The organism is Paenibacillus sp. NPDC058177, from assembly GCF_042883835.1.
GTDB lineage: Bacteria > Bacillota > Bacilli > Paenibacillales > Paenibacillaceae > Paenibacillus_AQ > Paenibacillus_AQ agri.
In genome coordinates, this window is sequence record NZ_JBHVVB010000006.1 from 362,247 (window position 1) to 376,539 (window position 14,293).

Annotated in this window: 12 protein-coding genes; 4 read left to right on the forward strand and 8 right to left on the reverse strand. The window is 43.5% G+C overall.

Annotated elements, in window-relative coordinates; all coding sequences use genetic code 11:
* Nucleotides 1-46: 46 nt before the first annotated feature.
* The 3 genes from ACFVU8_RS23125 to ACFVU8_RS23135 form a co-directional block, all read right to left on the reverse strand.
* A complete protein-coding gene (locus tag ACFVU8_RS23125; protein ID WP_175371430.1) occupies nt 47-217 on the reverse strand; it encodes a hypothetical protein in 171 nt (56 codons plus the stop codon).
* Nucleotides 218-319: 102 nt separating this feature from the next.
* Complete coding sequence (locus ACFVU8_RS23130) at nt 320-1,174, reverse strand: DUF5666 domain-containing protein (RefSeq protein WP_387430421.1); 855 nt, start codon at nt 1,172-1,174, stop codon at nt 320-322.
* Nucleotides 1,155-1,652 carry an RNA polymerase sigma factor gene (locus tag ACFVU8_RS23135; protein WP_175371432.1) on the reverse strand — a complete coding sequence of 166 codons (498 nt, stop codon included), beginning with the start codon at nt 1,650-1,652 and terminating at the stop codon, nt 1,155-1,157. Before ACFVU8_RS23135 ends, ACFVU8_RS23130 begins: the two co-directional genes overlap by 20 nt.
* A 376-nt stretch (nt 1,653-2,028) precedes the next feature.
* Here ACFVU8_RS23135 and ACFVU8_RS23140 point away from each other — a divergent pair, with 376 nt between their 5' ends.
* On the forward strand, nt 2,029-3,129 hold the full coding sequence (locus ACFVU8_RS23140; protein WP_379467845.1) for an MBL fold metallo-hydrolase: 1,101 nt from the start codon (nt 2,029-2,031) through the stop codon (nt 3,127-3,129).
* Nucleotides 3,130-3,204: 75 nt separating this feature from the next.
* Here ACFVU8_RS23140 and ACFVU8_RS23145 read toward each other — a convergent pair whose 3' ends face one another.
* Nucleotides 3,205-3,939, reverse strand: coding sequence for a nucleotidyltransferase domain-containing protein (locus tag ACFVU8_RS23145; protein WP_387430423.1), 735 nt, complete (start codon nt 3,937-3,939; stop codon nt 3,205-3,207).
* A 119-nt stretch (nt 3,940-4,058) separates the two neighbouring features.
* Here ACFVU8_RS23145 and ACFVU8_RS23150 point away from each other — a divergent pair, with 119 nt between their 5' ends.
* The 3 genes from ACFVU8_RS23150 (at nt 4,059) to ACFVU8_RS23160 (ending at nt 6,773) form a co-directional block, all read left to right on the forward strand.
* Entirely contained in the window at nt 4,059-4,340 is a 282-nt protein-coding gene (locus ACFVU8_RS23150; RefSeq protein WP_175371449.1) for an ArsR/SmtB family transcription factor, read from the forward strand.
* A gap of 63 nt (nt 4,341-4,403) precedes the next feature.
* Nucleotides 4,404-5,450: an LLM class flavin-dependent oxidoreductase gene (locus ACFVU8_RS23155; RefSeq protein ID WP_387430425.1), complete on the forward strand. Its 1,047-nt coding sequence runs from the start codon at nt 4,404-4,406 to the stop codon at nt 5,448-5,450.
* 165 nt (nt 5,451-5,615) lie between these two features.
* The gene (locus tag ACFVU8_RS23160; RefSeq protein WP_387430427.1) at nt 5,616-6,773 is read left to right on the forward strand and encodes an MFS transporter; all 1,158 of its coding nucleotides are present in this window, start codon (nt 5,616-5,618) and stop codon (nt 6,771-6,773) included.
* 469 nt (nt 6,774-7,242) lie between these two features.
* Here ACFVU8_RS23160 and ACFVU8_RS23165 read toward each other — a convergent pair whose 3' ends face one another.
* From ACFVU8_RS23165 to ACFVU8_RS23180, 4 genes are all read right to left on the reverse strand, one after another.
* Nucleotides 7,243-7,542 (reverse strand): iron-sulfur cluster assembly accessory protein, encoded by a 300-nt coding sequence (locus ACFVU8_RS23165; protein WP_379467839.1) that lies wholly within the window; start codon nt 7,540-7,542, stop codon nt 7,243-7,245.
* 695 nt (nt 7,543-8,237) lie between these two features.
* Nucleotides 8,238-9,110 carry a macro domain-containing protein gene (locus ACFVU8_RS23170; protein WP_387430429.1) on the reverse strand — a complete coding sequence of 291 codons (873 nt, stop codon included), beginning with the start codon at nt 9,108-9,110 and terminating at the stop codon, nt 8,238-8,240.
* Nucleotides 9,111-9,136: 26 nt separating this feature from the next.
* Nucleotides 9,137-12,502, reverse strand: coding sequence for a hypothetical protein (locus ACFVU8_RS23175; protein WP_387430431.1), 3,366 nt, complete (start codon nt 12,500-12,502; stop codon nt 9,137-9,139).
* Nucleotides 12,486-14,225, reverse strand: coding sequence for a hypothetical protein (locus ACFVU8_RS23180; RefSeq protein ID WP_387430433.1), 1,740 nt, complete (start codon nt 14,223-14,225; stop codon nt 12,486-12,488). The genes ACFVU8_RS23175 and ACFVU8_RS23180 overlap by 17 nt, the downstream gene beginning before the upstream one ends.
* Nucleotides 14,226-14,293: the final 68 nt, after the last annotated feature.

Genomic DNA, 14,293 nt, shown 5'->3' on the forward strand with positions numbered 1-14,293 from the left:
GGTTGCCCTCCTGTCGAATAACGACGGAAGGGCAGCCTTGGTGTCTCTAGGATTCATTTTTGGAGATATGGTTAAGACTTGGCACATAATCCTCAGCCTTATTGTTGGTCAACGTCTGAGGCTCCTCTGTGAAATGAGCGTGATTCTGCTGGTTGTTCTTCTTATCTGCACGATTATTCGCCCGATCATACTTCGGATCTGCACTGTTCTTGGGCATGACATTCACCTCCATCCCTTTACGTTAGTATGGGGAACGGGAGAATCTTTTATCCTAAAGGAAAATGTCCTGATTTGCGCCTACAGCAATCTCACTTTCCGCTTATTGAGCGTCCTTCTGCGGAGCCATATTGTTGTAGATATTGTCCGCCGTCACTTTCCCTGTGCTGACATCCTGAGAGGTATAACCTGAGACGATATTGCCTACTTTGAATTCCTTTTGCAGCAACTCTTCGGATGGCTCTGCCGCAGTTGGGCCTTTGATGCCCAGTTTCGTCGCGTCTGTTACCGTCACCCACAGGTCACCTACCTTGAAGCTCTTGCCGTCCGCACTTACCTCAGAGATTACACCCTCAATATTGACCGCAGCTTTGCCTGTGGTGGCCGCATTACCGCTGGTGTCTTTTTGCGGAGCCATATTGTTGTAGATGTTGTCCGCCGTCACTTTCCCTGTGCTGACATCCTGAGAGGTATAGCCGGAGACGATATTGCCCACTTTAAATTCTTTTTGTAGAAGTTCCTCTGATGGCTCCGCTGCGGTCGGGCCTTTGATGCCCAGTTCCGTTGCATCTGTTACCGTCACCCACAGGTCACCTACCTTGAAGCTCTTGCCGTCCGCACTTACCTCAGAGATTACGCCCTCGATGTTCACTGCAGCTTTGCCTGTAACTGGGGGTTTCGTGGTGTTCACAGCCGATGGTGACTGCGTGTTGAAAAGTGTACTCTGGTTCATTGTAAAAGTACCTACCGCTAATATGGCACATGCTGCGATCCCAATTGTCCAACCTTTTACTGTTCTCTTCTTTGCTGTTTGCATATTTACCCGCTCCTTAGGATTATTTATATTAGTGTTTTTTGAATTATCCATCTCTGATAACAGCTTCTGATAGGTTGCCTCTTTGAAATCTTCACTTGTCTTCACATGAGACATCGCTGATTTATAAACTGATTTCTTCATCTTCCAGACCTCCAATCTTTTCTTTTAAAAGAAGGCGTCCACGCGCAAGCCATGTGCCCACTGTTGCCGGCTTCGCTTGCATAATCTCGGCGATTTCCTGAATCGAATAGCCTTCGTAATAGTGCAGATGAATGGGGATACGATATTTTTTATCCAAGGCCAGCACGGCCTGTAAGACCTCGTTTTCTTCTTTCGGGAGGTAGCTCAGATCCTCCGGGACCGGATTTCTACTTTTAAACCAGCCGGTTTTCAGCATATTCTTGCTTTTATTGATCGTTGTTCGGATAAGCCATGCCTTTTCATGCTCGTTATTTTCAAAGGCCGGACGTTTTTGCAGGTAGGTTAGAAACACCTCTTGCGTCACCTCTTCTGCATCAGCCACATTTTTTAGGTAAGTGAACGCAATCTTAATCATGCTTTGAGAATATAAGTCCAGGGCCCGTCGTACCGATTCATTGATATCAAATGAAGTGTACACCTCACCACCTCCTTTCACTTTAAATACAACTGAGCCCTCCGATATTTTTCATCACGTCTAATATTTTTTTAGGATGCAACGGTTGCTGCTAAATTAATACAAAAAAAGCCCCAGCCAAAAGGCAGGAAGCTCAGGTAATCGTCCTAATTCAAATTGTTTCCGCACCGGGATCGAGATCCGACAGTCGGGTAACAGTACATTTGGTGTATTTTGAATACAATCACGACATAATACATGCATAAAGTGAACTTAAGAATAACACCTTACTGATTGATGAAGTCCTGATATTCAGAAGGCATTCTCCAGTCAGCTTGCCTAATTATTAAGTTCAACTTATATAGTTACACAAATTTAACTACTGTGGGTGGGAGAAAAGATGACCCTATTATTAACGATTGTTATCGTAGTTCTGATACTCATTCTGATTGGCTTTCTGTATTTGCACCAAGCCCCGTTTGGAAAGCTGCCCTCCGGGAGCCGGCTTGCCCGTATTGAACAGTCTCCACATTATCGGGATGGAAAGTTTCACAACGTACTGACCACGCCAATCTATAGTGAGAACTCCAACTTATATACTGTTGTAAAAGAGAAACTCTTTACCAAGGAGCGTCTCAAACCACTCCAAAAAGTCCCTATAAAGAAGACTGACCTTCATGTTCTTCAGGAAGATGAGGAAATGATGGTATGGTTCGGCCATTCCTCCTTTTTTATTAGGACGGGTCGTAAAAATATGCTGTTCGATCCGATCTTCAGTCAGACAGGTGCTCCCGTCTCATTCTCAAAAGCCTTTCCCAGTACCAATTACTATACCCCTGATGATATGCCGGATATCGATTACCTGTTCATCTCCCATGATCATTGGGATCATCTCGATTATGCAACGCTCACGGCTCTGCGGCCAAAAATCAAACAGGTGATCTGTGGTCTGGGGGTAGGATCGCATTTGGAGCATTGGGGATTTAAGCCTGAGATAATCACGGAGCTGGATTGGGGAGACACGGTAGCTTTGGGTGATGGTTTTACTGTGCATGGGGTCACAGCCCGGCACTACTCTGGACGCGACTACCGGCAGAAGCGGACGTTGTGGTTATCCTTTGTCATAGAGGCACCTGGTCAAAAAATATTCTACAGCGGAGATAGCGGCTACGGGCCTCATTTTGCCGAAGTCGGTAAGCAGTATGGGCCCTTTGATCTCGTCATCCTGGAGAATGGGCAATACAATACACAGTGGAGATTTATTCACATGTTTCCTAATGAAGTGCTAAAGGCAGCGCAAGACCTGCGTGCAAAAAGCCTGCTGCCCGTTCATGCCGGAAAGTTCGCCCTAAGCATCCATAGCTGGGACACGCCTTTTCGCAGAATATCTGAGCACGGTGAGGATAAAACATTTCATCTGCTATTGCCGATGATCGGCGAGCGGGTGGAACTGTGGAAGGATCAGCAGCAGTTTGAGCGCTGGTGGGAGAGTATTAAGTGAGACTATAAAAGCCAGTTTTCCGGTAGTGAACTGCAACCCGATTGTTAGAACGACTAACAGTGGGGGGGCGGTTTATTAAGGGGAGACTGGCTTATTTTCTCGCATATTTATAAGATCATTTAAACTTAGAGTAACCCATTCGATAATTTGGATGGAGGATTCTATCCGTTCCCTGGCCTCTCCAACGAAGAGACTTTTAATTAAGTTCTTCAGATCATCAGATAGCATCTCCATATCCTTCAGATAAAACAGGACTGAACCATTGGGAGGCATCGGCTTATTGCTGGCTGCCCAAACCCCTTCGAGGATTTTCCATGAAGTAGTTCCCGCAACAAAAGCAGCTTTTAAATCATCTCCTGACATTTGAGCCGCTTTGATTTTAATCAGAGTGCTCTCAAGCCAATATTTTATCGATTTCATTTCTGTGACAGGGGTTTTATACCCGGAGAAAAGCTGTTTGGATCGTTCTATGAGTTGTTGGAGCTGCTCTTCGTGATCAAGGAGGATGACTGAATCCAAGAAATTGTACATCCCCATAGGTCCACCTTCACATTTATGGGTCGCCACCTCTATATCTGAATATTTAAGTTCAACGTAAATGCCCTGTCTGAATTCTGCTAGAAAGGGTCTGCTTAACCCCTCCTTCAACAATATGTACATATCCAAATCAGAAGTTTCGAAGGATTCACCTCTTGCTACCGAACCTTGAAGCAATAAGCCAATCGCTTCGTGATCCTGAATAACTTCTTCGTATATCTCCATAACTAAATTGCGATGAATTTCACTTTTGATCAAGCGAATAGAATCCATTAGACACCTCCATAATTTATTATAAATTAAATTTTGATCTTTACACTGTAGAAATAAGATGTTAATATCATTTCTATATTTATAGAATAGTAGAAATGATGATAAGAAAGGAGACCATGATGGCTCAAGTTGACAATGAGATACTGCAAGCTGTTAAAGTATTCAAGGCTTTAGGTGAACCTACACGACTAAAAATCGCATTGATGCTGGTACGGGAAAGTAATCAATGTGTGACTGCTATTGGTGAAGGCCTTGAAACCGTGGCAGCTTCAACATTATCACATCATCTCAAGCAACTGACGGATTCAGGCTTAATTCAGTCCCGAAAGAGCGGTCCGTTTATTCACTATAGTGTTAATCACGAAGTTGCAGAGAAATTTGCGCCATATATTTTGGTGTAAATTTTTTTCAGATATAATTCTATTATTCTAGAAATGTAGAATACAAAAAAGGAGCGAGCAAAAATGCAAAAAAACTCAAAAGGCATCGAACTTGGAATAACAACATTTCTTCATACCAGACCTGAAGCTGGAGGTGTTTTACCAGCCGAGCGGCTACGACAAGCCATTGAAGAGATTCAACTGGCTGATCAGGTTGGCCTTGATGTCTATGGCATCGGTGAACATCATCGCAACGACTACACAAGTTCATCTCCAGCAGTTATCTTGGCTGCTGCCGCTTCCACAACTAAGCATATTCGGCTATCCAGTGCCGTAACGGTGCTGTCTTCTGCCGATCCAGTTCGTGTCTATCAGGACTTCGCCACACTGGATAACCTAACCAATGGCCGGGCTGAGATTATGGCTGGACGTGGTTCTTTCGTCGAATCCTTTCCCCTCTTCGGATATAACCTGAACAATTATGAAGAATTATACGAAGAGAAGCTGGATCTTTTACTTAAAATCCGATCCGCAGAGAAAATAACATGGACAGGTAATCTCCGTGCACCACTTAAAAATATGGGCGTATATCCACGTGCGCAACAGCCTGCGCTTCCTGTGTGGATTGCTACTGGCGGTAGTCCAGAGTCGGCCATCCGTGCCGGCCAGCTAGGTCTTCCAGTCATTTTCTCCATTATTGGAGGTATGCCGGAGCGTTTCGCTCCACTAGTGCAGTTATATCGTCAAGCTGCTGAACAAGCAGGGCATAATCTCAATGATTTGCAAATTGCCTGTCATTCGCATGGTTTTATTGCAAATTCGTTCGAAACAGCTACAGAAAAGTATTTCCCCATCATGGAAGATCAAATGAATCAAATTGGCAAAGAACGCGGCTGGCCAGCGTATTCACGTAGCACGTATGAGGATGCGTTGAGCCCTCGTGGCGCTCTTTATGTTGGAGATCCAGAATACGTGGCCGAAAAAATCGTGCGTGCAGTACAGCAACTGGGCTTGACCCGTTTTCTTCTGTATGTTGACTTTAGTACGCTGCCTCACAGTGATTTGTTAAAAACGATCGAGCTTTTCGGCACAAAAGTAGCACCCATTGTACGCAAGGAATTGACTAAATAAGATGAACTTCAGATCCGAGCGTAAGGCTTGGTCGTCACTACGGTGGAATGTTTGGACTTCCGGTATTAAAAAGATTAAAAATATACGATGCGAAAGAAAATACATCTATTTTTCCAGCTAATAATTCTATGTTTCTAGAAATGTAAAATCGAAAGGGGCAAAATAATGCATAACACGTGGAAAATCTATATATTAGCTATTGTAAGTTTTTTAGTGGGGACTTCAGAATTTGTAATATCCGGGATACTGGATCGGGTCTCTAGCGATGTAGGCGTAATACTTGCGACTGCTGGCCAACTTATTACGGTTTACTCGATTGCTTACGCGATTGGTACACCTATTCTCATTGCGACTACCTCAAAAATAGACCGGAGAAAACTCATGTTGGCTGCTTTGGTCCTATTCTTTATAGGAAATCTGATCACAATCTTAACCACCGGCTATACGATGCTGGTTGTAGCACGAGTCGTCTTAGCATTAGGCACCGGTGTCTTTATGGTGGTTGCGCTAACGGTATCTGCTCAAATGGCCCAACCAGGCAAACAAGGCAGCGCCATTGCTACTGTTCTGCTTGGCTTTAACCTTTCGCTTATTTTGGGCGTTCCTCTGGGAAGAGTTATTGCCAGCACCTACGATTGGAAAATGATTTTCCTCGGAATTGGTGTACTCAGCTTGATCGCGATGCTGATCATTTCATTCACTATTCCAAGGTCCAAAGGAGAAGCAGCTGTACCGCTTAGAGAACAACTCGCCTTGTTGAAAAATCCGCGGCTTTCATTAACCTTATCGATCAGTTTCTTCTGGATCATGGGATACACTATCATTTACACATTCATCACACCATTTCTGCTCAGCATTACTGGAATGAGCGATAACCTGGTGAGTATCGGGCTGTTCGCTTTCGGTATAGCAAGTCTGCTTGGCTCCCAGGTTGGAGGATACGGCGCAGATAAATGGGGGATTCCACGTACTTTGATTGGAAGCCTGCTGTTCCACGCTGGTATTCTGCTCCTTATGACTGCATTCGCTCATATTACCGCTGCTGTCTTTCCTTTGCTGATGTTATGGTCATTTTTCGCCTGGTCTACCTTTCCCGCTCAACAAGTGTATCTGATTGGCATGGCGCCCAAAGCGTCGGGAATTCTTTTGAGCTTGAACACCTCCATCGTACAACTTGGAATGGCTGTGGGAGCTGTCATTGGTGGTCTAGTTGTGGAAAAATTCTCACTGCAAGCAGTCGGCGTGGTTGGCGCAATTGGTGTCGCCATTGCAATCCTCCCGGCAATAATATCGCTTGCTATGCGAAAACAAACTGCGAATTGATTATGTATATAAGACGAACATAAGATCCAAACTTAAGGCTCGATCGTCACTACGGTGAGTGTTTGGACTTTCGGACGCTTTCAGGCGGGAGCTTCCGCTCCTACAGTTCCAAACCTTCCCCTTCATTCCTTCTCGCTCTTTGTTATTTTCTTTTATTCGTCTTATATAGCTTCGCCTTGTGTAGCTCTCGCAAACTTTGTAGCCACAAAAGAAATCGCCCTTTTGGTGAAATGGAGGTCCCCTCAACTATTTCATCAGGGGCGGTTTCTTTTTCATGTTCAATATATGAGGACTAACTCTCCTCCCCTGTCGTGGATATTTATTAGACACATTCCAGCTGGTCCTTAGCGGGCTAACAACACGGATGAGTCTTGGTAACAAGCAGTCGGATTAAAATTAAAAAAGCCGAGAGACTTCAGGAATACCTGAAATCTGCTCGGCTTGCTGTAATCTCTATAAGCTTCAATGCTTATTTTTCAAGAAATCCCGTAGAAGGATTCGTGATGAAGAAACCCTCCTGTGGCACATAAAAGTATTGAATCCAAACACCATCCAAAAGCGGTTCGCGTGTATCCAACAATACATTAATATCCTTATCTGTTGCGATAATTTCATCATGTTCAGTTGGTGTATCAAGTACTACATCATAGTGGCCGTGATCGCCATGATTCTGAGTAATAATTACCCGAATCATCTTTCCTTCAGCTTCTTGACTGTTTAGCATATCTTTTAAAACTTTAGCTGCATTACGGTTAATTTTGCACTTCATCCTCAATCGACCTCTATTCGTCTTAATTTGCAGTAAGACATTCATTATAACATAACTTAAGATGCTATATATAATTTAGTGTCCCCGGAAAGCAGAGAAAAAGACTGGGACATGATCGGTTAAAAAGCCGCCATTTTCCAGTCTTTGTTGAGTTGAAGAGTTATTTAGGTTTGTGGATGTGAGTAACGGTTATAAATGAGACTGAAAGACAGCCAAAAGGCTGTTTTTTTCAATATATGCTTGAGACAATGAACAACTATAGATGAGATAAATCGTATTTTCGAGTATTATTATTGAGATAATTCGTTAATACCTAAAGATATTATTTAAATAGGTCTTTATTGACAAGCCTTTTCAAGTCCTAACATCGTTTATAATGTTAGATGCATTTGGACAGCTTCTTCTAAAAATAATGTTATCAAATCTTCCTCGTTCTATAAGAACTCGCTTTTCCTTTTATTACTTACTGGATGATAATAAGTAGTGTATGGTATAAATTTTTTTACGTATTAAACAACTGACTTTCATGACAATGTTTTGGATATCTGCTGAAGTCTAAGTTTATTCAGGATAGCTACTTTATTGTTTCATGGCGTTAGACCTATATATTCAAAGCAAAAGCGATGGATAAGTTCCACCGCTGCTTTGTCTTTGCTGAATAAACTCCTCACGTGAGTGAGGAAAAGCCTTTGCAGTTAGCACTCAAACTTTCCTGCAGATGAGAAATAGCTTTCAATGTCGTCTAAATTGTATCGGTTGTCTATAAAGGCTTTAGGCTGCATGACAATTGTTAATCGTTTTGTAAATTTGCGTTGTGCAAGTCCAGCGATAAATGACCTTACAATCATGCCTATAATGACGTAACGACTAATAACTAAGCGGTGGCGACCACTACCGAGAACTGGTATTATAATCGGTTCGGTATTTCCATGCTCAGCAATATAAGTCCATAAAGATTTCAGGGAGTCCTCCAAGTGTTTCAGATTCGGATTCCCTTTCCCCTGAGGATTAAGCTCACTGGTCGCTAGTAGGTAAACTGTCTGGCCTATTCCATGAAGTTGAATCTGGATTACAGTGCCAATCGGATATTTCTTAACTTGATTTCCCCTTACTGTGTCTAGCTCGTAGGGTATATTCTGTAGCTCCTGAGCTAAAACTTGGTCAAATTCCGACGGGCTTGAGAAAAATCGGTTGCGGAACTGAACAATAATTGCTTGCTCATCGATATGAGAATGTAGGAAGCAACAATTACATGGAATAATCCACGAACCATCCTTCCGTGCATACAGATTATTAACGTCAATTTCCAGCAATACCTCATGGTCAGGCAGCAGCACCTTTCGTCGCAGAAGCGGTCTGCTCATCCATATTGCTACCACAATTCCTAAGCCAATGACAACCCATACACTAGGCTTCCATGGGGAGCCGTCGACTGTGAAGTAGTAGCCTGAAAACTCGGTAAATGTCCATATAACAGAAAATGCAGCCAACCAAAAAGATAAAAATTTCTTGAACCGGAACGAAAGCTTCCATAATCCGACCGAAAAATAAGCTTTCCATCTATTCATCTGAAAAGGTGCTCCTTCTTATCTACTTATGGTGTTAATTTAATCAACTTCTCCTCATACGGTTTGAAGTAGCCTCTACTAATACGAAGTGGTCCCTCCACATCACGACTTAATTGTAAAACCTGGGATTGATCTTTTAGGATGCTAAACTTTCGACGAAAAAGCACCGCAATTTGCGGATTAGCCGTAGTGAAGAATAACTGAGTGCCTCTCGTAATGGTCAACTGGCGCAAGAAATCTAATAATCCTATTACGTTGAGATCGTCCATATGCGCAACAGGTTCATCTAACAGCAAAAAGGGTGGGGCCGAATCCATAACTAGGTGCATGATAAAGAATATAGCTAATATGACAGATGTCCTCTGCCCTGTGCTCAGTTGATAGATGTGGCTTCTCTTCCCACTGCCCTTTCGTACAGCCATCATATCATCACCAGTCCATTCCAGCCGTTCAAATTCATTAGGTGAGTGTAACGATACGAACATATGGCTAATAGCATCAAAATTGCTTCTAACAAATCCTTCTCCATATGCAGCAAGTTCCTTAAGCTCAGATAATATATTGATAGCTTCGACACAACGCTCCAGCTTTTGACTAGTTGTTTCCAGCTTCATTTGAAGCTCAAGTTGATTTAATGTTTGCTGCTCTTGAAGAATTCTTGGCTCCAAAGCTTCACCTAATTGTTTCGAGGCTTCCAACAATTTATCGAAACCTCTTCGCCATTCACTCCACGATTGCCCTTCACGTAACATTATATTTTTGTTCAGTAGCCTTGAGTAATTTTCAGCTAACCCCAAAAGTCTCTTTTGGGTTAATTCAAGCTGTGAGCTTCTCAGTTGTACATCTGAAAGTTGAGACTCTAGTGCTTCCCTTTGTTTATTCATTGCAGTTACATGCTCTTTGAACTGCACATAGCTGACTCTCGCTCGTTCTACGACATGGCTATTATCTGTTATAATTTGACCTATATAAGACTGAAGGCGATGATATGTATCTTCGTCAGGAGCAACGTTCGCATAGTAAGATGCCAGCTCAGGAGACTTTCTTAGTTCCTCTAGGCCCTCTATTGCGGCTAGCGTTATCCCCCGTCCTTCCAACTCTAAACTCCGCTCGTCCAGCTCCTTTTGCTGTTCAATCAGGGATTGAAGTCTTGTGTTAAGTAGTTGGAGAGTATGCTGTACCTCGTGCGCAGATGCGAATTCAGGAAGGCTACGAGCCTCTTCTAGACCTACCTGTATCCGTAGTTCAAGGCCTGCCTTTTGAAGTTTTTCTCGCAAACTCCATTCTTCGTGAGTACGAGCATACATTTGTTCTTCACTTCTTAGCTTCAGTTCCAACTCCTTTGCCTCTTGTAACAGCTTAGATAAGAAGTCATCCTCGGATTTTATATTGGCTGCAATCGCTTGAAGTAATAGCTTTGCGGATTCATGATCATGTCCGCAAAGGGGGCAACTCTTTTCCTCAGGATGGCTATCTAAATACAAAAGGGCAGTAGATTTGAGGTCAGATTGTATCTGCTGGAGCTTTGACGTTATCTGCTCTCGTTGCCTAACTTGATTATTTATTTCCTCAATCTGTCTCTTTGTCTCCAACAGCGCATTATATGCCGTGTTCCGTAGCATCTCAAATTCCGTATCGGACTGACTCAGAAGGGGAGTTGCTATGAGTGACTCGTATAGGCCACAAACGTCTCTAAGCGGTCCCAGCAACTCATTTATTTCGTGCCGTTTCTTATTTATCTGTAACCTTAATGCTCTTGAGCCGGTCTGATCGTAAAGGTAATCGTAGCTAGCAAATTTTGCTTGCAGCTCATTTAATAATTCCTGTCGTGAACGAGGAATTTCAAATTTTGTCCATAAGGAGCTTAATCGTGTCTCTAGCTCATCTGAGCTTGGTATCATTTGCAATTCACTCTTAAGCTTTAGCAAACGTTCAGCTATATCCGGTTCCTCAGCTTTCAGTCGCTCCTGAGCAGCCTTCCATTGTGTCATGGAATCTATATTATCCACCTTGATGTCGATAATTGTTTCACTTATAAGGTCTAGCTCTTGCAAATAAGGCTGAATGTGATGGAACCATAGCTCTACCTGGTCTGTTTCAAATGGAACGTCTGGCTGAGGATAACTGGAGTGTATATGGTTCAGCCATTTCACCAATGTCTCCACGGCTGTATGTATACGCTTCTGTAGTAGTCCCCCCCCATATTTATTTTCTTGAAGGGCCTTTCCAACTTGAGCTGTTAGCTGATCTACATCTTTACGAAGTCTACGCTCTGCCTTTTCGAATTCTATTTTATATGACTTCAAACATTGCTCATGGCGCTCCAACTGCTCACCGAAGATCACCCGTGCGAATGCCCCTCGATAGTCAATTTTCTGACTTGCATTGAAGCAAAACTGGTGAATCTTTTCAGAAGAAAAGTAGTTATATTGGTGAAAAGCACGGTTCAGTTGGCTAACTTTTCTGCGGGGGGCAACCTTATGTTGATAGTAAGTGGCTTCGCGAAGTTTCTGCTCCTCCACATTCGGCAAGCCGCTCAAGCTCTCTTCTCCACCTACAAACTCCAAGGTTCCATCCCACTCTTCGGATATATCCAAACCAGCGAGTAAATTACGCTGGATGCTCCCGGTGAAAGCCAGTTCAATACTTTCAAGAATGGAGGTCTTGCCCATTCCATTAGGACCTTCTAGCAGGTTTACTTGGGCGAAAGACAGTCGTGGTGTATTCGATAATAAATGAGGCCGGAATTTATTCCCCATTTGCATTGCACCGATCTGCGTCTTTGGCCTGACTGCTGGAGGGACTTCAGCATACTCGAAGTGCCTATCCTGCTCTGAAGCCAACTTGTGGTCCAAGTAATCCTCCATCTTCTTAGGGCTATTACTGTCTAAACAGAACAACAAGTCGTGAGGCGTCAGGGCTCGCACCCAATCTTGCAGAGGATCCTCTACCGACACTTTGTCTATCTGTTCTGGCAGCCTCGCTACAGGTAGGCGTTGAACGACTTGATCTTCTTCTAAAATTATTTTTTTACCAAACCGCTTACCTCGCTGGATCAGGTTCAACTGTTCTAGTGTAATGGCTTCCAAATCATCCTTAGACAGTACGAAGCAAATATATAGGTTCCAGCTCCAATCTCCCTTTAGGCGGTAGTAAATCGGTGCAACGATATGGTCTTCAAATTCTCGAAAGCTTCTCTCCTCACGTGCAATTACCGAAAGCATCTGGCTAGTTGCCGGAACCAAAATATAATTGGCTACAAGCGTTCGATCCCAGAGGTGTGCAGCTTCATACACATCCACCTCTCCAATATGCTCCGAATATTCATCCATCCGTCGATGTCGAATATAGCTTAATCCGCTCTGTTGTATATAATTAATAATTGCTTCCATTCATTTTGCCCCCATGGGTATATTCAATGCTATGGCTGCTGCGCTCAGGTGATGTGAACTCATCATTGTATTCAGGATACTCTAACTCGCCCCCCTGAATATTCTGCGATAATACGCTGATACGGTCCTCTAGATACCAGTCTTCATTTGTGAGAACCTCGACAAGCTGCTTCATGTTATCTGGCCGTTCCGTATAGATGACCAATACTCCTCTACGCTCATTCCCAGACTCTGGTATGATATTTAATGGTTTTTGACTGACAGGCTTATAGAGGAATTTTCCCTGAAAGCGCTTCAACACCCATGGTAAACTATCTTTTCGTTTCAGTCTTTGAATAAGTTTAACAATTATTTCCGCATTACGTTGGCGCTCAGGTTCACAGTGAGCGTCAATGTGGTAGCTCATTCTAGCACTTTGTTCATTTCCAGTAAGCACGAGTTGGCCCTTCTCAAGGTGACCCAGTGAATAACCAAACAGCTTGTCTCGCTGCTCTATATCCAAAGTAATAGTATGGCTAAATTCACCCGTTGCCTCCTCTGTGAGACTGGCAGGAAGCGATTCTTCGAAGGGAAGTTTGCTCACTACCCAGCTATGTTGATCCTCTGAGGTTACATATGCTCGGATCACTCTTACCTTTTCCTTAGGCTGGGCAATCTCAGCTCCACCGTCATAGGGCTTGACTAGAAGAATTTGAACAGTATGCTCTATTTTGTGAGCGTACCACACTTTAAGTCGCTGTTCGGTAAATCCCAATCCGAGTCCATGAGCATAATTGTGCCTTCGGGTTTCCCTGAGCTGATCAATCCAACCCTGGTCCTCTCCATAATTAATGAATCTACGATAGATTGTGGACCATGGGCTTTCTATGTGATGTGTGCCTCCTTGGAACGTTAGGGTCGTACCCTCCGCCCAATTCGCTGTAATGTATATCAAATCTCTGCCGGCAGTTGTTTTGAATAAAGAGCTTCTAAATTGGGTGATTTCAGTATGCCGCGGGGATGGATTTAATTGAGGATGAAGTACAATATAACTTCTGTGCTCTTGATTTGGAAACCATAAATTGGGGTTAACAAGGCCTGGCTTAAAAGCATCGGCACACACGATAGTGAATAGCTGATTGGCTGCTGCTTCTCCAAACACGATAACCTTATTCCCAACGGACAATCCAGCCCCTTCACATACGAAACGCTTATCGCTCATTCGTTGCATTTTCCACTGTGGTACCAAGCAGAGCTTACTGTTATCGGACGAACGGAACACATAGAGAATAAAATTGACAAATTCAGCCTCGTGGTTTCCTTCTGTAGCACGTTGCCCCACCTCAGCATTGTCTTTCCACCGCATTATATGCTCATCGTAGACATCTAATGTCATCCCCTCACAAGCTAGAACCCAAAGCGCACCAAGACGAGGCTGTAACGATTCATCCTCCAGCATCTCGGTTATTAAGGCACCGGGAATACAATACTCAGGTGTGACGAGTAACTCCATCCGATCTGCCCTAGCCAGTCGTAGTACTTCTCTGCACTTGGAATAATGAGTTGCTGACATGGTGAAAACGCCCCTACTAGGATCGGCGGTAAGCTCTGCTTTGCTCTGTAATCTCATAAAGCGGATCGCGGTGTCGTCCGTAGTTTTTAAGAATGGAAAGGACGGGACTAGTTCCTTTCCTAGTTCGACTGTACCGAAGCATTCCTTCACCGGGATTGTTGTTACCGTCATCGAAAGATTCTCCTATCGTTCTACAATAATTACCAATAATAGATTATCACGCAAAAATGATAAATGGA